The organism is Lelliottia nimipressuralis, from assembly GCF_041464075.1.
GTDB classification, from domain to species: domain Bacteria; phylum Pseudomonadota; class Gammaproteobacteria; order Enterobacterales; family Enterobacteriaceae; genus Enterobacter; species Enterobacter nimipressuralis.
Genome location: NZ_CP167172.1, coordinates 3,148,663 through 3,166,959 on the forward strand (window position 1 = coordinate 3,148,663; position 18,297 = coordinate 3,166,959).

At 57.0% G+C, this 18,297-nt stretch carries 17 protein-coding genes; 3 read left to right on the top strand and 14 right to left on the bottom strand.

The genetic code is table 11. The features are described 5' to 3' along the window. Positions 1 to 2: 2 nt before the first annotated feature. Together ACB496_RS15045 and pdxB are read right to left on the bottom strand one after the other, a co-directional pair. Positions 3 to 1,013 (bottom strand): aspartate-semialdehyde dehydrogenase, encoded by a 1,011-nt coding sequence (locus ACB496_RS15045; RefSeq protein ID WP_371972949.1) that lies wholly within the window; start codon positions 1,011 to 1,013, stop codon positions 3 to 5. Between the two features lie 67 nt (positions 1,014 to 1,080). Beyond that, on the bottom strand, positions 1,081 to 2,217 hold the full coding sequence (gene pdxB / locus ACB496_RS15050; RefSeq protein WP_371972950.1) for a 4-phosphoerythronate dehydrogenase PdxB: 1,137 nt from the start codon (positions 2,215 to 2,217) through the stop codon (positions 1,081 to 1,083). Between the two features lie 117 nt (positions 2,218 to 2,334). On the opposite strand from pdxB, the gene flk reads away from it, so the two are divergent. Continuing rightward, positions 2,335 to 3,339 (top strand): flagella biosynthesis regulator Flk, encoded by a 1,005-nt coding sequence (gene flk / locus ACB496_RS15055; RefSeq protein WP_371972951.1) that lies wholly within the window; start codon positions 2,335 to 2,337, stop codon positions 3,337 to 3,339. 68 nt (positions 3,340 to 3,407) lie between these two features. Here flk and ACB496_RS15060 read toward each other — a convergent pair whose 3' ends face one another. Beyond that, positions 3,408 to 4,586: an MFS transporter gene (locus ACB496_RS15060; protein WP_129035534.1), complete on the bottom strand. Its 1,179-nt coding sequence runs from the start codon at positions 4,584 to 4,586 to the stop codon at positions 3,408 to 3,410. A gap of 205 nt (positions 4,587 to 4,791) precedes the next feature. Continuing rightward, on the bottom strand, positions 4,792 to 6,009 hold the full coding sequence (gene fabB, locus ACB496_RS15065; protein ID WP_100779415.1) for a beta-ketoacyl-ACP synthase I: 1,218 nt from the start codon (positions 6,007 to 6,009) through the stop codon (positions 4,792 to 4,794). Positions 6,010 to 6,167: 158 nt separating this feature from the next. On the opposite strand from fabB, the gene mnmC reads away from it, so the two are divergent. After that, positions 6,168 to 8,168 carry a bifunctional tRNA (5-methylaminomethyl-2-thiouridine)(34)-methyltransferase MnmD/FAD-dependent 5-carboxymethylaminomethyl-2-thiouridine(34) oxidoreductase MnmC gene (mnmC, locus tag ACB496_RS15070; protein ID WP_371972952.1) on the top strand — a complete coding sequence of 667 codons (2,001 nt, stop codon included), beginning with the start codon at positions 6,168 to 6,170 and terminating at the stop codon, positions 8,166 to 8,168. Positions 8,169 to 8,212: 44 nt separating this feature from the next. Here the strand turns inward: mnmC and ACB496_RS15075 are convergent, their stop codons facing one another. The 6 genes from ACB496_RS15075 to prmB all read right to left on the bottom strand — a co-directional run bounded on the left by ACB496_RS15075 (position 8,213) and on the right by prmB (position 12,764). Continuing rightward, the gene (locus tag ACB496_RS15075; protein ID WP_100779413.1) at positions 8,213 to 8,491 is read right to left on the bottom strand and encodes a YfcL family protein; all 279 of its coding nucleotides are present in this window, start codon (positions 8,489 to 8,491) and stop codon (positions 8,213 to 8,215) included. A 9-nt stretch (positions 8,492 to 8,500) separates the two neighbouring features. Next, the gene (locus ACB496_RS15080; protein ID WP_102104925.1) at positions 8,501 to 9,049 is read right to left on the bottom strand and encodes an elongation factor P hydroxylase; all 549 of its coding nucleotides are present in this window, start codon (positions 9,047 to 9,049) and stop codon (positions 8,501 to 8,503) included. Beyond that, a complete protein-coding gene (locus tag ACB496_RS15085; RefSeq protein ID WP_100779411.1) occupies positions 9,049 to 9,858 on the bottom strand; it encodes a sulfite exporter TauE/SafE family protein in 810 nt (269 codons plus the stop codon). The genes ACB496_RS15080 and ACB496_RS15085 overlap by 1 nt, the downstream gene beginning before the upstream one ends. Then, complete coding sequence (mepA, locus tag ACB496_RS15090) at positions 9,858 to 10,682, bottom strand: penicillin-insensitive murein endopeptidase (protein WP_371972953.1); 825 nt, start codon at positions 10,680 to 10,682, stop codon at positions 9,858 to 9,860. Before mepA ends, ACB496_RS15085 begins: the two co-directional genes overlap by 1 nt. Positions 10,683 to 10,684: 2 nt before the next feature. Further along, positions 10,685 to 11,770: a chorismate synthase gene (gene aroC, locus ACB496_RS15095; protein ID WP_248858833.1), complete on the bottom strand. Its 1,086-nt coding sequence runs from the start codon at positions 11,768 to 11,770 to the stop codon at positions 10,685 to 10,687. A 61-nt stretch (positions 11,771 to 11,831) separates the two neighbouring features. Further along, positions 11,832 to 12,764, bottom strand: coding sequence for a 50S ribosomal protein L3 N(5)-glutamine methyltransferase (prmB, locus tag ACB496_RS15100; RefSeq protein ID WP_102104928.1), 933 nt, complete (start codon positions 12,762 to 12,764; stop codon positions 11,832 to 11,834). A 157-nt stretch (positions 12,765 to 12,921) separates the two neighbouring features. On the opposite strand from prmB, the gene smrB reads away from it, so the two are divergent. Continuing rightward, entirely contained in the window at positions 12,922 to 13,473 is a 552-nt protein-coding gene (gene smrB / locus ACB496_RS15105) for an endonuclease SmrB (RefSeq protein WP_095282796.1), read from the top strand. A gap of 45 nt (positions 13,474 to 13,518) precedes the next feature. Here smrB and sixA read toward each other — a convergent pair whose 3' ends face one another. The 4 genes from sixA to ACB496_RS15125 all read right to left on the bottom strand — a co-directional run bounded on the left by sixA (position 13,519) and on the right by ACB496_RS15125 (position 18,201). After that, positions 13,519 to 14,004 carry a phosphohistidine phosphatase SixA gene (sixA, locus tag ACB496_RS15110; protein ID WP_100779407.1) on the bottom strand — a complete coding sequence of 162 codons (486 nt, stop codon included), beginning with the start codon at positions 14,002 to 14,004 and terminating at the stop codon, positions 13,519 to 13,521. Positions 14,005 to 14,213: 209 nt separating this feature from the next. Beyond that, positions 14,214 to 16,361, bottom strand: coding sequence for a fatty acid oxidation complex subunit alpha FadJ (gene fadJ, locus ACB496_RS15115; protein WP_371972954.1), 2,148 nt, complete (start codon positions 16,359 to 16,361; stop codon positions 14,214 to 14,216). Beyond that, positions 16,361 to 17,671 (bottom strand): acetyl-CoA C-acyltransferase FadI, encoded by a 1,311-nt coding sequence (gene fadI / locus ACB496_RS15120; protein ID WP_371972955.1) that lies wholly within the window; start codon positions 17,669 to 17,671, stop codon positions 16,361 to 16,363. Before fadI ends, fadJ begins: the two co-directional genes overlap by 1 nt. A gap of 245 nt (positions 17,672 to 17,916) precedes the next feature. Then, positions 17,917 to 18,201: a YfcZ/YiiS family protein gene (locus ACB496_RS15125; protein ID WP_107703168.1), complete on the bottom strand. Its 285-nt coding sequence runs from the start codon at positions 18,199 to 18,201 to the stop codon at positions 17,917 to 17,919. Positions 18,202 to 18,297 lie beyond the last annotated feature (96 nt).

Below are 18,297 nucleotides of genomic sequence, written 5' to 3' on the forward strand. Positions count from 1 at the left end.
CCTTACAGATACTCCTGCACCAGCTTCTCAGCGATTTTAACCGCCATCAGCGCGCCGCCGAAACGGACGTTGTCCGCCACAGACCAGAACTGCACCTGTTCAGGCATCCCGTAGTCGTTACGCACGCAGCCGATGGAGAGACGCGCGTTACCCGTCGCATCGCCCACCTGGGTTGGGAACTCTGTCTCTTCGCTGAGGGAGATATCTTCGCCGCGCTCAAACGCATAGCGCGCCTCTTCCGCCGCCAGCGGGCGCAGAGCCTCAAAGCACACCATCTGCGCGTGCCCGTAGAAGACCGGGGAACGCACGCAGCTGGCAGAGATCATCAGACCGTCGTCCTGCAAAATTTTGCGGGTTTCATCGACGATACGACGCTCTTCGCGCACGCTGCCTTCACGATCGGCAAGCATTGGCATCAGGTTGAAAGCCAACTGGCGACCGAAGAAGTCGTCATCGTCCACCGGGATACCGTTCAGCAGTTTCGCGCTCTGCCCTGCCAGCGCGTCGACCGCTTTTTTGCCCTGCGCGGAAACAGAAAGCAGACTGGTTACGCTAATACGCGACAGACCACCGTCGTCGATCAGCGGTTTCAGTGCCGTCAGCAGCTGGCTGGTCAGGCTGTCCGGGACAGCAATAATGTTGCGGTTGCGGTAGTCGGCCAGCACGAACGGGTTCACGTCCGGCACCACCAGCGGCACGTCAGACTCGAGGGCAAACAGACCGCTCAGGTCGATCACCAGGCAACCGGCGTTCGCCGCTTCTTCAGCGTAAGTCGCCGAGGCTTCAACGCCTGCCGCAAAGAACGCCAGTTGCACCTGCGTCCAGTCAAATTCTGCTACGTCCTGCGCGCGAACGGTTTTACCTTCGTAGCGCAGAGAGGTGCCCGCGCTTTCGGCGCGCGCCAGAGCATAGATTTCTCCCACCGGGAACTGACGCTCCGCAAGTGTTTCGAGCAGGGCTTCGCCCACAGCGCCAGTGGCACCCAGTACGGCAATATTCCAGCCTTCAGACATGGTGGTTTACTCCAGAAATGAAACAGCGTCCCTGCCAGATTATCCGGCAGAGAGCATGAGGAAAACATTAACGCGCCGGGTTATGCGTGGCAGTAAAACCCAGTTTATTCAATAACGCCGCCGCATCGGCGTCGTCACAGATGACATACAGGGAGGACCACTCACGGCGCTCAAGATAATTCTTGCGAAGCCGGTCGAATTCCCCCGGAATGCCGGCCACTTTTCGCAGCAGCGCGTCATCGCGGCGCACATCATACACTAAATGCACCAGCCTTTTTAGCGAAGACTCATCAAGCGGACCGTGCAGCGTAATGCGGCCAAATTCCGGCGCAGGCAGCAGTGTATCCAGCGCCACCTGCTGCGCCTGGCCGATAAAAGCGCTATAGGCTTCAAACACCTGCGTCGTGCCGCGCGCTTTGCCTTCAAGCGTATAGCCCGCGATGTGCGCGGTAGCGACATCCACGCGATTCAGCAGCGCCACGTTGAGATCCGGCTCCGGCTCCCAGACATCCAGCACCACGCTCAGCTCCTGCCCCTCTTCCAGACATTTCAGCAGCGCGGTGTTATCCACCACCGGGCCACGGCAGGCATTTATCAGAATAGTGCCAGGCTTCAGGCGGCGAATTAACGCCTCATCGGCCAGATGCAGGGATTTGTACGGTCCGTCTTTAAACAGCGGCGTATGGAAGGTGATCACATCCGCCTGCTCGACCAGTTCATCCAGCGCGCGGAAGTCGCCTTCATCACCGCGATCGGCGCGTGGGGGATCGCACAGCAAGGTGCGGATACCGAGGGCTTCCAGACGTTTTTGCAACCGCCCGCCGACGTTACCGACGCCAACAATACCCACCGTGCGATCTTTCAGCGCAAAGCCGTCGCGCTCGCCCAGCATCAACAGTGAAGAGAAAACGTATTCCACCACGGCGATAGCGTTGCAGCCCGGCGCGGCCGAGAATCCGATACCGGCCTGTGCCAGCCAGGCATCGTCTACGTGATCGGTTCCTGCCGTCGCTGTCCCTACAAATTTGACGTTTTTACCCGACAGCAGCGCCTCATTCACTTTGGTGACCGAGCGCACCATCAGGGCGTCCGCATCGGTAAGTTCTTCAAGGGGAATGGGACGACCGGGAACGGCCTTAACGTCGCCCAGGCGGCTAAACAGCTCACGGGCGTAAGGCATATTTTCATCAACGAGGATTTTCACGACAGAGTACCTGTTTGAGAGGAAGTTAACCGGCCAAGTGTGCCATAATCTCGCCGCCAGGCATACCCGAACGCTTTGCCTGGTTTACGGTGAGTAATGACTTTAAGGATTTTGACGATGCAGCCCATTTCAGGTACGCCGCCGCGCCCTCCCGGTGAAGGCCCAGTAACACCTTCCGCCATTGGCGAACAGCCGTTATCGACGCAGCAGCGCACGGTGCTGGAGCGACTGATCACCCGCCTGGTTGCGCTTACGTCGCAACAGAACGCGGAGGTGTGGGCGGGAGTGAAACATGATTTGGGGCTGAAAAACGACACGCCGCTGTTATCGCGCCACTTCCCTGCCGCCGAGCAAAACCTGAATCTGCGCCTGAATACCGCGCAGCAAAATCACACCACCCGCCAGATGGTGTCACAGCTCACCGAACTGTTAGGCCAGGGGAATAATCGTCAGGCGGTGAGTGATTTTATCCGCCAGCAGTTTGGTCAGACGGCCCTGAGCCAGCTCACACCGGACCAGCTGAAAACGGTGCTCACGCTGTTACAGAGCAATCAGCTCTCTATTCCGCAGCCGCAGCAACGCCCGGCGACGGAGCGCCCTCTGCAGCCAGCTGAGCATAATACTCTCAAGCAGATGGTCACCCGGCTGGCTGCTGCCACGGGCGAGTCAAACAAGCTTATCTGGCAATCCATGCTGGAACTTTCCGGTGTGAAAGCCGGTGAGTTGATCCCGGCGAAACAGTTTACCCATCTGGTGACCTGGCTTCAGGCGCGTCAGACGTTGAGCACCCAAAGCGCGCCCACGCTGCATACCCTGCAGGCGGCACTTAAACAGCCGCTGGAACCACGAGAATTTGAAGTGGTGCGTGAATACGCGCAGCAGAACTGGCAGGTAACGCCGCAGACGGTGCTGACCCCCGCCCAGATTCAGGATTTACTGAACCAGATCTTTATCCGCCGCGCCGAACGTGACGGCGGTGTGCCGGAAGCGCGCAATATTCAGCCGATCTACAGCCCGCTGTTCGCCCCGGTGGTGGACACCATAAAATCGATGTCTGCACGCCCCGGCCTGATGTTTATCGCGCTGATGGTGGCGCTGGCGTTGTTCTGGCTGGTTGCCTGAGCCGAAGCATCTGCCACCCGACCTGCTAAATTACGGACTTTGCAGGTCGGGTTATCCGACAATGACGTTTACTGCTTCCGGAATGCGATAACCGTTACCACTATCCCCACCACTGCCGAGACGGCCCCTGCCAGAAACACCGACGGATAGCCGAACGACGTCGCCAGTACCCCTGCCAGCGGGCCGGTGATACCGTACGAGATATCCTGGAATGCCGCATAGCCGCCGAGTGCAGTTCCACGAACCTGCGGTGCCACGCGTTTCACCACCTCCACGCCGAGTGCCGGGAAGATCAGCGAGCAGCCGCAGCCGGTTAACGCCGCACCCAGCAACGCAATCCACGCCACCGGTGCCTGCCACAACAGCAGCAGGCCGAGGGTCTCAATCATTAGCGAAACCACTGCCACTTTTACGCCGCCAAAACGGTCCGGCATCCAGCCGAACAGCACGCGCATCAGCACGAAGGCCCCACCGAATGCGGTTAAGGTGAAACCGGCCATTGCCCAGCCCCGGCTCATGAAGTAGAGCGAGACAAAGGTGCCAATTACGGCAAAACCTACGCCCTGCAATGCCAGACCGAGGCCCGGCTTCCAGATTTGACCGACCACGCTCCACAGCGACGGGCGATCGCCTTTATGAGCTGGCACTTTACGCACCGTGCCGTTAAAGGCCCACGCCACCAGCGGCAGCACCATGGTCGTCCCCGCCAGCACGGCGAAACCGAAATGGCTGTGGATCAGCAGCCCCAGCGGCGCGCCTGCGGCCAGTGCGCCGTAGATCGCCATCCCGTTCCAGGACATCACTTTTCCGGAACGCGTCGGCCCGACCAGCCCCATACCCCAGGTGAGCGTCCCGGTCAGCAGCTGGCTTTCGCCAAAACCGAGAATTAAACGCCCGACAATCAGCAGTGCGAATTTATAGATGGCGTCCACCGGCAGCAGCGCGGCCAGCAGCCATGCCCCACCCGCCAGCCCGCAGGCGAACATGCCCTGTAACGCGGAACGCTTTGCGCCATGCTGATCGGCCAGGCGTCCGGCATAGCCACGGGTTAACACGGTCGCCAGAAATTGAATTCCCACGGCGACACCCACCAGGGTATTGCCGTAGCCCAGCTCCTGATGCACAAACAAGGGGATTACCGGCAGCGGCAGGCCGACGGTCATATAGGTAAGAAACACCGCGAAGGCGATGCGAAACAGCGAGACATTCGCTGAAGAGGTTTTTTCTGCTTGGGTTACTGCGGTCATGCATTACTCCGAAAATGAAGAGTAAGGCGGGGAAATGCCACGCCCCCTCTACCTGAGGATCAGGATTAAGGTGCGTTGGTTGACGTTAAACGCTTACGCATTATCAAAGTGATAATGTTGAAGCCGAAGTTTGCCTTTTCAGTCAATCAATTGTCAACGCATAAAAAAGGAGCCATCAGGCTCCTTTTTTTCATCAGAGGAAAACTTACGCTTTCAGCTTACGCATTACCAGTGTGGCGTTGGTACCGCCGAAGCCGAAGCTGTTGGACATCACCGTCGTCAGCGCCTGCTCAGTCGGCTTGGTCACGATATTCAGGCCAGCAGCCTGCTCATCCAGCTCTTCAACGTTAATGCTTGGGGCGATAAAGCCGTGTTCCAGCATCAGCAGAGAGTAGATAGCTTCCTGCACGCCAGCGGCGCCCAGAGAGTGACCAGTCATCGCTTTCGTCGCGGAGATTGCCGGGCTGTTATCGCCGAAGACTTCACGAATTGCACCCAGCTCTTTCACGTCGCCGACCGGAGTCGAGGTACCGTGGGAGTTCAGGTAGTCGATTGGGGTATCAACGCCGTTCATCGCCAGCTTCATGCAGCGCACTGCGCCTTCGCCTGATGGAGCAACCATGTCTGCACCATCGGAAGTCGCACCGTAGCCCACAACTTCAGCGTAGATGTGCGCGCCACGTGCCAGCGCGTGTTCCAGCTCTTCAACCACAACCATACCGCCGCCGCCTGCGATGATGAAACCGTCACGGTTCGCATCATAGGTACGGGACGCTTTTTCTGGCGTTTCGTTGTATTTGGTGGACAGTGCGCCCATCGCGTCGAATTCACACGCCATTTCCCAGCACAGCTCTTCGCCGCCGCCAGCAAATACGATGTCTTGTTTACCCAACTGGATCTGCTCTACCGCGCTGCCGATACAGTGTGCGGAGGTCGCACATGCGGAGCTGATGGAGTAGTTCACACCGTGGATTTTGAAGGGGGTCGCGAGGCACGCGGACACCGCTGACGCCATCGCTTTGGTCACAACGTAAGGACCGACCGCTTTCAGGCCGCGCGGGCTACGCATTGCGTCTGCGCCGAACACCTGAGATTTAGAAGAACCACCGGAACCTGCGATCAGGCCCACGCGTGGGTTGTTCTGATAAACGTCTTCTTTCAATCCAGCATCTTCTACAGCCTGCTGCATTGAGAGGTAAGCGTAGATAGAGGCATCGTTCATGAAACGGACCACTTTGCGGTCAATCAGACCGGTGGTGTCCAGTTTGACGTTACCCCACACGTGGCTACGCATACCAGAATCTTTGAATTCTTGAGAGAAAGTGATCCCCGAGCGTCCTTCACGCAGAGATTCCAGGACTTCCTGCTGGTTGTTACCGATGCTGGAAACGATGCCCAGGCCAGTAATCACTGCACGTTTCATTCAATACCTCTGTAAGTCATACTATATTAAGTTTCGAGTCGCACAATAGCGTACACTTGTACGCTGAACAAGTCCGATCAGCCAATTTCTGTGGAAATTTGCACCATCGAACACACATCGCTAAGATCCTGCCACTGCCTGTCAGACGAGTAACTTACGTGAAACAAAACGCCATACAACCCGCCAACCTTGAGTTCAACGCTGAGGGTACACCTGTTTCCCGAGATTTCGACGATGTCTACTTCTCTAATGATAACGGACTGGAAGAAACCCGTTATGTTTTCCTCGACGGAAACCAGCTCAACGCGCGTTTCCCTGTCCATCCGCGCAGCCAGTTTGTGGTGGCGGAGAGCGGTTTTGGCACCGGATTAAACTTCCTCACCCTCTGGCAGGCGTTTGTTCAGTTCCGTGCGGCGCACCCTGACGCTACGCTACAAAGATTACATTTCATCAGTTTCGAGAAATTCCCCCTCACCGCCCACGACCTGACCCTGGCCCATCAGCACTGGCCGGAACTTCGCATCTGGGCCGAGCAGCTGCAGGCCCAGTGGCCACAGCCGATCGGCGGCTGTCATCGTTTAGTGTTAGACGGTGGTCAAGTCACGCTGGATTTGTGGCTCGGGGATATCAACGACCTGACGGACAAACTCGACGATTCTCTGAATCAAAAAGTGGACGCCTGGTTTTTGGATGGCTTTGCTCCCGCGAAAAACCCGGACATGTGGAGCCCGCATCTGTTCGCGGCGATGGCGCGTCTGGCGCGTCCTGGCGCTACGCTCGCGACCTTTACCTCCGCCGGGTTCGTGCGCCGTGGTTTGCAGGACGCCGGTTTCACTATGTACAAAACCAAAGGATTTGGCCGCAAGCGAGAGATGCTGACAGGCGTGATGGAGCAGGATAATCCCCTGCCTGAACGCACCCCCTGGTTTGCCCGCAGCGGTGCGGAAAAACGTGAAACGGCGATTATTGGCGGGGGTATTGCCAGCGCACTGCTGTCACTTGCCCTGCTCCAGCGCGGCTGGCAGGTGACGTTGTACTGCGCTGATAACGCCCCCGCCACGGGTGCCTCCGGCAATCGCCAGGGCGCGCTGTATCCTCTGCTGACCGCCCACGATCCGGCACTTAGCCAGTTTTTCCCGGCCGCCTTTACCTTTGCCCGGCATCTTTACGACAGCCTGCCAGTCACCTTTGACCATGCATGGTGCGGCGTCACACAGCTCGGCTGGGACGAAAAAAGCCAGCGCAAGATCGACCAGATGCTGAGCCTGGAATTACCGGCGCACATCGCGGAAGCCGTGGACGCCGAGCAGGTGCAGGCGTTAAGTGGCCTGGAGACGGGCTGCGGTGGCATTCACTATCCGCAAGGCGGCTGGCTCTGCCCGGCGCAGCTTACGGCAGCGGCCATTGCGCTGGCCCAGTCGCAAGGGCTGACCGTGCATTATGAACATCAGCTGGAATCCCTGGATCGCATCGACAGCGACTGGCAGCTGCGTTTTGCCCATGGTGCACAGGCCCGACACGCCGGAGTGGTGCTGACCAACGGCCATCGCATCAGCGATTTCCCGCAAACAGAAAATCTGCCGGTCTATCCGGTTGGCGGTCAGGTGAGCCATATTCCCACGACAGCTCAGCTCGGCAATCTCCGTCAGGTCTTGTGTTACGACGGCTATCTGACGCCACAAAACCCGACCAACGGTCATCACTGCATCGGAGCCAGCTATCATCGCGGCGAAGCGGACATTCGCTACAGCGAAGCGGATCAGCAGCAAAACCGCCAGCGCTTGATCGACTGCTTCCCGGAGGCTGAATGGGCGAAAGAGGTGGACGTAAGCGGCAGCGACGCGCGCTGCGGCGTGCGGTGTGCCACCCGCGATCATCTGCCGATGATCGGCAATGTGCCGGACTACGACGCGACGCTTGCGGCCTATCAGGATCTGGCAGAATCCAAAGAGAATGCCGTGCGTTCTCCCGTCTATCCAAACCTGTTTATGCTCGGTGCGCTCGGGTCGCGGGGATTGTGTACTGCGCCGCTGGCCGCTGAAATTCTGGCGTCGCAGATGAGCGATGAGCCGATCCCGATGGACGGTGTTACGCTTGCAGGATTGAACCCAAATCGGCTGTGGGTGCGAAAATTACTGAAGGGTAAAAAGGTAGGATAAGGTTTGGAGGCCCGGTAAGCGCAGCGCTACCGGGCAAAAAGCCACTACTTCAGATTAGCCTGCTGGAACAAATTGTCCCACATCCCCAGCACCAGTGACTGGTCGCGTGGAGAAAGCTCGCCCGCCTGAATGGCTTTTTCAAGACCACGGCTCACTTCAGCGTGGACCGCTTCAGGTGAGTGATCGTCGCCCGCTTCCAGCTCGGCAACAGCAAGCGTCAGGTGACCACGCAGATAACCGCTGGCAAACAGTTCATCGTCACTGGCGTGTTCCACCATGTCATCAATTAACGCCAGGATGCGTGATTCAAATTCTGCGATCATCTTTTTTCCTCAGTTGAGATCTTCCGGCCACGGGAAGCATTCCGCCGTTATTGCCGGCGTGTGGTAATAATTCTGTAGTGCCTTGATAAAACGCGCCGGTCGCTCCGGGATGCCTTTCTCAAGATATTCCATCACCTGCGCGTGAACGCGGCGCTGGAAGGTAATACGATCCGGCTCGCAATCGCCTTCGAGATTGTCACAGCTGACGTTGAACGGAAAACCTGCCGCCACGCAAAACAGCCAGTCGAAGGCCTGCGGTTTGACTTCCACATCTTCAAACTGCCCTTGCGTCGTGGCATCTCGCCCGTCCGGGCAGTACCAGTAACCGAAATCGACCAGTTCGCGGCGCGCTTTCCCGGCAATACACCAGTGGGAAATCTCGTGCAGACCGCTGGCATAAAACCCGTGGGCAAACACGATCCGGTTGTACGGCACGTCTGCATCAGCAGGAAGATAGATCGGTTCGTCGTCGCCTTTAATCAGACGGGTATTAAAATCATCCGCAAAACAGCTGTCGAAGATCTCAATCAACTGTTCATATTTATGCGTACTGTTCATTAGTTCATCCCCAACCAGTGGAGGATCTCCTGTCCGTGGCTGTCATAAAGAAGTTTGGCACTCATCACCGCCGACACAATCACAATCATCGGACGAATCAGTTTTTGCCCTTTGCTCAATACCAGACGCGAGCCGACGCGCGCGCCTAAAAACTGCCCGACCATCATCACAAAGCCGGTCGCCCAAATCACTTTCCCGCCAATGATAAACAGCAGCAGACCGCCCAGGTTTGAGGTGGCGTTGAGCACTTTTGCGTGGGCGGTAGATTTGGCGAGGTTAAAACCGGCCAGCGTCACAAACGCCAGGGCATAAAAAGAACCGGCACCCGGCCCGAAGAAGCCATCGTAAAAACCGACGCAGCCGCCTGCAATCAGGGCAAACGGCAGACCGTGCAGACGGCGCTGACGATCCTCTTCCCCTAATTTTGGCATCAGCAAAAAGTAGAGACCAATGCAGATCACGAGGATCGGTAAAATCTGGCGCAAAATATCCGATTGCACGTGCTGGACCAGCAGCGCGCCGCTGGTGGAGCCGATAAAGGTCATCAGAATATTGAGCTTTTGGTCGGCAAGACTGACCACTTTACGGCGAATAAAGTAGATGGAGGCAGAGAGCGAGCCGCCGCAGGCCTGTAGCTTATTGGTCGCCAGCGCCTGGGCCGGGCTCATACCCGCCGCCAGCAGCGCAGGCACTGTCAGCAGGCCACCTCCCCCCGCCAGCGCATCGATAAATCCCGCCAGCATCGCAACAAAAAACAGCACCGCCAGCAGCAGCGGTGACACCATAAACAGATCGACGAAATTATCCATTAAAGTACATGCTCATCCAGTAGCGCCTGGCAGGAAGGCGGCAACGGAGGCGGTGTCTTCTTCTCAGGCTTGGTGGTTCCAGGTTTTGCTGGCTCAAACCAGCTCTGGAGTTCTGCCCCGCAGCCATCTCCCGGCGGCGGTAACGGCTGATCTTCACATTCGAGGCTGTTGGCCGGGCAGCGCAGACGAACGTGCATATGCGCGCGATGCTGGAACCACGGGCGCACTTTACGCAGCCAGTCACGATCCGTTCCGGCGTCCAGACAGAGCTGCTGCTTGATCGCCGGATTGACGAAGATGCGCGTCACATCGTTATCTTTTGCCGCCAGCTTAATCATGCTGGAGACGTCTGATGACCACAGAGACGGCACCACGCTTTTGCCGTCACGGGCGACGAGATCCAATGCCTGGGGTTTAAGCAGCTGCGCCGAACTCCAGCGGGTTTTCGGTAGTTGCAGGAAAATATCCACATCCAGACCGGACTGATGGCTGGCGTGTCCGCCATTGAAGCGACCGCCCGCTGGCATCCCCATATCGCCGATCAGCATCGTCCCCAGCCCCAGGTTATGCACCTGATTGCCCAGACGCTGGATAAACAGCACCAGATCCGGATGACCAAAGTAGCGACGCTGGTCGGTACGCATCACCTGATAGGTGTCGGATTGCAGCGGCAGATCCTGCGCGCCAACGATGCAGCCGTTAGCAAACGCGCCGATCGACTGGGCGCTGCCCGCGATCGGGTGGGTGATTTTTTGCCACGGCGTGGCTGCGAGACTAGCTCCGCTGGCAAGCAGAGCCAACAGAGCAATAGCGGTTTTTTTCATGTTTACCAGCGTGGAATGGTGGTCGTCACGTCCGCATTCTGCGCGCGCTGGCGCAGGAAATGATCCATTAGCACGATGGCCAGCATCGCTTCCGCGATCGGCACCGCACGGATACCCACACAAGGATCGTGACGCCCTTTGGTGATCATCTCAACTTCTTCGCCGAAGCGGTTAATGGTGCGCCCCGGTACGGTAATGCTGGAGGTCGGTTTCAGTGCGATGTTGGCCACAATCTGCTGACCACTGCTGATGCCGCCCAAAATGCCGCCCGCATGATTGCTCTGGAAACCGTCTTTCGTGATTTCATCGCGATTCTGGCTGCCGCGCAGCGCCACCACGTCAAAACCATCGCCAATTTCCACGCCTTTCACCGCATTGATGCTCATCATCGCGTGGGCGATATCTGCATCCAGACGATCGAAGACCGGCTCACCCAGGCCCGGCGGAACGCCGTCAGCCACGACGGTCACTTTCGCGCCGATGGAGTCGCCCTCTTTTTTCAGGCCGCGCATCAGTTCGTCCAGTGCGTCAATTTTGTCGGCATCCGCGCAGAAGAACGGGTTCTGTTCAACCAGATCCCAGTCTTTGATCGCCAGAGGAATGTCACCCATCTGGGTCAGGCAGCCGCGAATCACGATGCCAAATTTTTGTGCCAGATATTTTTTAGCGATAGCGCCCGCCGCCACGCGCATGGCTGTTTCACGCGCCGACGAGCGTCCGCCGCCGCGATAGTCGCGAAAACCGTATTTTTGTTCGTAGGTGTAATCGGCATGACCGGGGCGGAAAACATCTTTAATGGCGCCGTAGTCCTGCGAGCGCTGATCGGTATTTTCAATCAGCAGACCAATGCTGGTGCCAGTAGTGCGGCCTTCAAAGACACCGGAGAGAATTTTGACCTGGTCCGGCTCGCGACGCTGCGTGGTGTAGCGCGAGGTGCCCGGACGGCGGCGATCGAGATCGTGCTGTAAATCCGCTTCGGTCAGTTCGATACCAGGGGGCACGCCGTCGACGATGCAACCCAGCGCCAGACCGTGTGATTCGCCGAAAGTCGTTACACGGAATAATTGTCCAATACTGTTTCCTGCCATCACGGCTCCGTTGTCGTTGTTCTGTGTTTGAGCAATGTGAAACGGGCCGAAGCCCGTTGGATTAATCTTTGTAAATGCTGAAGTGTTCGCGCGCGGCGATGAGCTGCGCTTTGGTCAGCATGAAGACGCCTTCACCACCGTTGTCGAATTCAAGCCAGGTGAACGGCACGTCCGGGTACTGCTCCATCAGATGTACCATGCTGTTACCGACTTCACAAATCAGAATACCGTCGTCAGTCAGATAATCCGGTGCGCAAGCCAGGATGCGGCGCGTCAGTTTCAGGCCGTCAGAACCGGAGGCCAGACCGAGTTCCGGCTCGTGGCGATATTCATTCGGCAGATCGGACATGTCTTCTGCATCCACGTACGGCGGATTGGTGACAATCAGATCGTATTGCAGTTTTGGCAGGTCGCGGAACAGGTCGGAGCGGATCGGCGTCACGTGGTGAATCAAACCGTGCTCTTCGATGTTGTGTTCGGTAACGGCCAGCGCGTCTGCGGAGATATCAACCGCATCCACTTCCGCTTCCGGGAAGGCATAGGCGCAGGCAATCGCGATACAGCCGCTGCCTGTACACATATCCAGAATGTGCTGCGGTTGGTGGTCGATCAGGCCTGCAAAGTGGTTGTTGATCAGTTCGCCAATCGGCGAGCGCGGCACCAGCACACGTTCATCAACGTAAAATTCGTGACCGCAGAACCAGGCTTTATTGGTGAGATAGGCGACCGGGATACGCTCGTTGACGCGGCGAATCACGCGCTCAACGATACGGTGTTTTTCGCTGGAGGTCAGACGCGCGGTGCGCATGTCTTCAGGGATATCCAGCGGCAGATACAGGGATGGCAGCACCAGCTGAACCGCCTCATCCCACGGGTTGTCTGTTCCATGGCCGTACCAGATGTTGGCGGCGCTAAAACGACTGACGGACCAACGCAACATGTCCTGAATGGTATGCAGTTCGTTTACTGCTTCATCGACAAATATTTTATCCATTATTCTCTCCAGGGCATGCTTGCATAATTTTCGGCGGCTAGTTTGCCATGAAGACGGCGATAAATCAGCATCGGGACGGCGTGGGAGAGGTGAAAAAATGCGTTTTGCTTGCGCCTCCCTCAGGTAAACTAAGGGAAATAAGAGATGAGACGGACTAATGAAAAAGAAAATGCCGCTTAGCGAGGAGGATCAGACGCTGTTTCGCCAGCTCATGAGCGGGACGCGCAAAATCACCCAGGACACCATTGTCCATCGCCCGATCCGCAAAAAAGTGACTGAAGTGCCGGTCAAACGGCTGCTGCAGGAACAGGCGGATAACAGCCACTATTTTTCAGACGAATTTCAGCCGCTGCTGAACACGCAGGGGGCAGTGAAATATGTGCGGGAAGATGTCAGCCATTTTGAGCTGAAAAAGTTACGTCGCGGAGATTATTCGCCGGAGCTTTTTCTCGATCTGCATGGTCTGACGCAAATGCAGGCGAAACAGGAGCTGGGCGCGCTCATTGCCGCGTGTCGTCGCGAGCACGTGTTCTGCACCTGTGTGATGCACGGCCACGGAAAGCATATTCTCAAACAGCAAACGCCGTTGTGGCTGGCTCAGCATCCACACGTGATGGCTTTTCATCAGGCGCCAAAAGAGTACGGCGGAGATGCCGCGCTGCTGGTGTTGATTGAAGTAGAAGAGTGGCAGCCACCGGAGCTGCCCTGACAGGCAGGCGGGTGGCACAGGCTACCCGCCAGATCATTCGTCACGTCAGATAGCTTTTGCCATCTTCAGGTTGCACGGACTCATTTGCCAGTTGAATACCCCTTTGCCCGCATCGTCGAGGGTGACGTTGGCAATTGCGGAGGTGGTGAACATCGGAGGCGTTTCGCCAGGGCACAGTTCAGACACCAGGTAGCCGACCAGCGGCAGATGGGAAATCACCAGTGCGGAAGAGACACCTTCATTGCACAGCGCCTGAAGATACGCGCTGACGAGACCCACATCCCCGCAGGGAGTAAGCTCAGGGAGAACATCGACGCTCTTCGGCAGGTTCATACACTCCCCTACCACATCCAGCGTCTGTTCGGCCCGCAGGAACGGACTCACCAGCACACGATCGATATCCACTTTTTGGCCTTTGAGCCAGGTTGCCATTTGACGGGATTCGTCACAACCACAGGTCGTCAAAGGACGAACAGAGTCACTGGCAGCATCAAGTGCCGCGTCGCCGTGACGCATGATAAAAACTTGCATATTGCACCGCTTTTGTTAACCAGGATCACCGGCGTTAACTACCCGCGAAAAGATCAAAAAGGTAGAAAACCCGATGGCCGGGCATTGTGCCTGATCCATCTGATGAATGAAACGCTGTTTTTTACCTTAATGGCGTAAGTATAGTCAATATCTGTTTACAAAATAGCCAAAACAGGTTCATTCACCGTCAGATATACTCTTGTTTGACCTTAAGTTACGGGGTCAGTTTCCTCTGCTGGCCAAAAGTGCAGGTTATTTTCTGCCATGCGCATTAATTGTTCACACGGCGTAAACCGGGGACCATAAAGCGAAGCCAGACGCTGCAATATTGCCACCACTTCACCCGCGCCAAGACTATCCATATAGCGGAACGGGCCACCCAGGAAAGGTGGAAAACCGATACCAAACACGGCACCAATATCGCCGTCTCGCGCACTTTTAACGACCTGCTCGTCAAAACAACGAGCCGCTTCGTTGAGCATCATCATGACGCATCGCTCAGCGCATTGCTGTGCTGACAACTTACCCTGGCCGCTGGCATGAATAAGCCCATAGACCGAGGGGTCGACCTGTTTCTTGCTTTTACGCCCTTTAACTGCGTAAAGATAGAAGCCCCGTCCATTTTTTCTGCCTTTGCGATCATCATTCAAGATCTTAGAAACAATGTTTGCAGGCGGGCTAAAACGTTCTCCATAAGCAGCTTCCAGCACAGGTATAATTTTAGTGCCAGTATCAATTCCAACCTCATCCAAAAGTTGGATTGGGCCAACTGGAAAACCAAACTTGACCAGCGCATTGTCAATGTGTTCGATTTTCTCGCCTTCCGTCAGCAGGCGCATCGCCTCATTAATATAAGGCGCGAGAATGCGGTTGACGTAAAAACCGGCCTTGTCGGCCACCACAATCGGTGTTTTGCCCTGCCGTTTGGCGAGCTTCACCACCGTGGCCACCGTTTGAGCGTTCGTCGAAGCGTGAGGTATGACTTCCACCAGCGGCATTTTTTCCACCGGACTAAAGAAGTGCAAACCGATTACCTGCTCCGGTCGCGCGGCACGTGCGGCGATATCGCCAATCGGCAGCGACGACGTATTCGAGGCAAAAATGGTGTGCGGCGCGCAGTGCTGTTCCACGTCGGCAACCATCTGCTGTTTCAGCGCCAGGTCTTCAAATACGGCTTCAATCACCAGGTCACGATGGTGAAAACCGCTGTAGTCGGTGGTGCCTGAAATCAGCGCCAGCTCTCTGTCGCGTTCACTGGCTTTGATATGGCGGCGTTTAACCTTTTGATCAAGGAGCTGCCAGCTGTATTGCAATGCGTGATTAATGCCCCTTGCGTTGATGTCTTTGATTCGTACAGGCAATTTACCTTTGCTGGCCGTGACGAACGCAATGCCACCGCCCATCAATCCCCCGCCCAAAACGCCTACAGAGGCCAGCGGCGCCGGTGACGCCTCGCTACCGGGATCTTTTTTCACGTCGGTACTGGCAAAGAAGATGCTGCGCAGTGCCTGGGACTGGGGCGTCATCGCCAGTTCGCCAAAGGCTTTGGCCTCAGCCGCATAACCGCTGCTGCTCCCTTGTGCCAGGCCGGTTTCAATCACCTCGAGAATGCGTTTGGTCGCCGGGTAGTTGCCTTTGGTTTTCTGTTCCGTTTTCTTGCCGACCACATTAAACAGCAGCGCGCGCCCGAGCGGGCCGGCGAGAATACGCTCGCGAACCGGCAGATGTCGGCTCGTCTGCCGCCCTTTTAACGCCAGCGCAACGGCCGCGTCCAGCAGAATGGAATGGGGAACCACTTCGTCCACCAGCCCGGCTTTCAGCGCCTGACGTGGGCGAAGCTGTTTACCGGTGAGTATCATTTCCAGCGCGGTACTCACGCCAATCAGGCGCGGTAAACGCTGGGTGCCACCGGACCCCGGTAGCAGACCGAGCTGCACTTCCGGCAGACCGAGCACAGTTTTCGCATCATCCGTACAAATACGGCTGTGGCACGCCAGCGCCAGTTCCAGGCCGCCGCCCAGGCAGGCACCGTGGATCGCCGCGATCACCGGGATCGGCAACGCGTGGATCTCGGCCATGATCTGCTGCCCCTGTCGGGCCAGCTCTTCCGCTTCCTGCGCGCTGCTGGCGCGGGCGATCATGTTGATATCTGCACCGGCGATGAAGTTATCGGGTTTGGCTGAGATAAAAATCAGCCCGCGAATATCTTTGTTTTCGCGGATTTGCCTGAGGATCGCGCGCACCTGAACGCCGAATTCGGCCTTCAGGGTATTCATCTTTTCGCCTGGCACATCGATGGTGACGACGGCAATATTGTCCAGCCGGACCTTCAGGTCAAAAGCGGAAGGGGTTTCCATTATTCAGCCTCCAGAACCATCGCCGCGCCCAGACCACCCGCCGCACAGGCGGTGACCAGACCAAAACCTCCGCCGCGACGGCGAAGCTCATGCAGCGTTTGCGTAATCATGCGTGCGCCGGTGGCGGCAAACGGATGGCCGTATGCGATTGATCCGCCCAGCACGTTAAATTTGCTCTCGTCCACTTCGCCCGTGGCATGCGCGCGGCCCAGCACATCGCGTGCAAAGCGTTCGCTGGCCAGCAGTTGCAAGTTGGCAAGCGTCTGCGCGGCAAAAGCTTCGTGCATATCAATAAGAGTTAAATCAGACAGCGTTAATCCGGCGCGCTCAAGCGCCAGCGGCGTGGACCAGGCCGGTCCCAGCAGCATATCCTGCCAGACGTCGATAGCGGTGAAGGCGTAGCTGCGCAGATAGCCCAGCGGCACCAGCCCCAGCTCTTTTGCCCGCGACTCGGTCATCAGGATCACTGCCGCCGCCCCATCGGTCAAAGGCGTGCTGTTCGCCGCCGTGACGGTGCCGTGCTTGCGGTCAAACGCAGGACGTAATTTTGCATAATCATCCAGCGTCGAACTGCCACGGATATTGTTATCTTCACTGAGCGGTTCGCGATACGGCGGGATATAGGCCGTCATCACTTCATCCGCCAGTTTTCCCTCGGACCACGCCAGCGCGGCACGCTGATGCGAGCGATGTGCCAGGGCATCTTGCTGTTCGCGGGTGATGCCGTAGGTTTTCGCCATTTGCTCTGCGGTATCGCCCATTCGCAGGCCGGTAGAATATTCCGCGACCGCTGGCGGCACCGGCGCCAGATCGCGCAGACGCAGGCGGGAGAATAGTTTGAGACGCTGCCCCATGGTGCGGGCTTTATTGACATCCACCAGCACACGGGCCAGCTTTTTACTGACGCCAATCGGCAGAACGGAAGAGGAGTCGGCCCCGCCTGCAATACCGGCGCGAATGGTGCCGGTCATCAGGCTTTCCGCTACGTTAGCGACGGCCTGGAAGCTGGTCGCACAGGCGCGACTGACGCTGTAGGCATCGGTATGGACGTTCATTCCCGTCCCAAGCACGATTTCGCGGGCGATATTGGGTGCTTCCGGCATCTGGACGACCTGGCCAAAAACCAGTTGTTCGATGACCTCTGGGGGTATTTCGCTGCGAGCCAGCATCTCCCCCACTACCATTTTCCCCAGATCGACAGCCGGTATTCCGTGAAATGCCGTCGCCTGACGTGCAAACGGAGTACGTAATCCGCTGACAATGGCAATGCGGTCACCCTGACGGGTGACGAGCGGTAGTGCCTGACTCATAAAAGTCCCCTGTAAATGATATAAGCGCAAAGTGGTCTGACCTGATAACAGTTTTAACCATTTTTTTACATAGAGCCAATCGGGGAAGCGAAAAAGTGCGAGCTAAGACACAGAGAAGAAAAGAAAATGCCCCTGGGTCACAGGGGCATTTGAGGTATTTTTTGCGGGCCGCGACTTTGCCTTATCAGGACTACGAAACTGCAGGTCAGATAAGTAAAAAATCACCCGGCAACTTTACGGAGAAATTAACGCAGACCGAGCTGGAAAATCAGAGTTTCAGCTTCACACGCAAAGATGAAATCGATATCAAGCTTCACGCCACCGTCCACTTCCGTGAGGGTGGATTTGATTTCACAGGGATCGGATTCCACGTCGCGCGCGCGTTTGGTCAGCGCGGCTAAGGTTTCTTCTGCATCCGAACGTTTGCTAAATACGCGGCTGTAAGACGCGGTGCAATCGGTGTTATCCATAATGGTACCGACATCCATACAGCAGCAAACCGGGGTTTCATCAGCACTGCATTTACTCATAGCTCAAGTTCCTCTGCATTCGCGCACGGCGCGAGATAAACACGTTGCTGATATTTTACGCCCTGGCCGTGGCTCTCTCCAGCCGTTAATGGCGCA

Coding starts and splice junctions, on each gene's coding strand:
- fabB (WP_100779415.1), bottom strand. CDS start 6,009: ATGAAACGTGCAGTGATTACTGGCCTGGGCATCGTTTCCAGCATCGGT.
- flk (WP_371972951.1), top strand. CDS start 2,335: ATGCAGCCCATTTCAGGTACGCCGCCGCGCCCTCCCGGTGAAGGCCCA.
- ACB496_RS15085 (WP_100779411.1), bottom strand. CDS start 9,858: ATGGATAATTTCGTCGATCTGTTTATGGTGTCACCGCTGCTGCTGGCG.
- ACB496_RS15125 (WP_107703168.1), bottom strand. CDS start 18,201: ATGAGTAAATGCAGTGCTGATGAAACCCCGGTTTGCTGCTGTATGGAT.
- sixA (WP_100779407.1), bottom strand. CDS start 14,004: ATGCAAGTTTTTATCATGCGTCACGGCGACGCGGCACTTGATGCTGCC.
- ACB496_RS15045 (WP_371972949.1), bottom strand. CDS start 1,013: ATGTCTGAAGGCTGGAATATTGCCGTACTGGGTGCCACTGGCGCTGTG.
- mepA (WP_371972953.1), bottom strand. CDS start 10,682: ATGAAAAAAACCGCTATTGCTCTGTTGGCTCTGCTTGCCAGCGGAGCT.
- aroC (WP_248858833.1), bottom strand. CDS start 11,770: ATGGCAGGAAACAGTATTGGACAATTATTCCGTGTAACGACTTTCGGC.
- ACB496_RS15075 (WP_100779413.1), bottom strand. CDS start 8,491: ATGATCGCAGAATTTGAATCACGCATCCTGGCGTTAATTGATGACATG.
- fadJ (WP_371972954.1), bottom strand. CDS start 16,361: ATGGAAACCCCTTCCGCTTTTGACCTGAAGGTCCGGCTGGACAATATT.
- fadI (WP_371972955.1), bottom strand. CDS start 17,671: ATGAGTCAGGCACTACCGCTCGTCACCCGTCAGGGTGACCGCATTGCC.
- smrB (WP_095282796.1), top strand. CDS start 12,922: ATGAAAAAGAAAATGCCGCTTAGCGAGGAGGATCAGACGCTGTTTCGC.
- prmB (WP_102104928.1), bottom strand. CDS start 12,764: ATGGATAAAATATTTGTCGATGAAGCAGTAAACGAACTGCATACCATT.
- ACB496_RS15060 (WP_129035534.1), bottom strand. CDS start 4,586: ATGACCGCAGTAACCCAAGCAGAAAAAACCTCTTCAGCGAATGTCTCG.
- ACB496_RS15080 (WP_102104925.1), bottom strand. CDS start 9,049: ATGAACAGTACGCATAAATATGAACAGTTGATTGAGATCTTCGACAGC.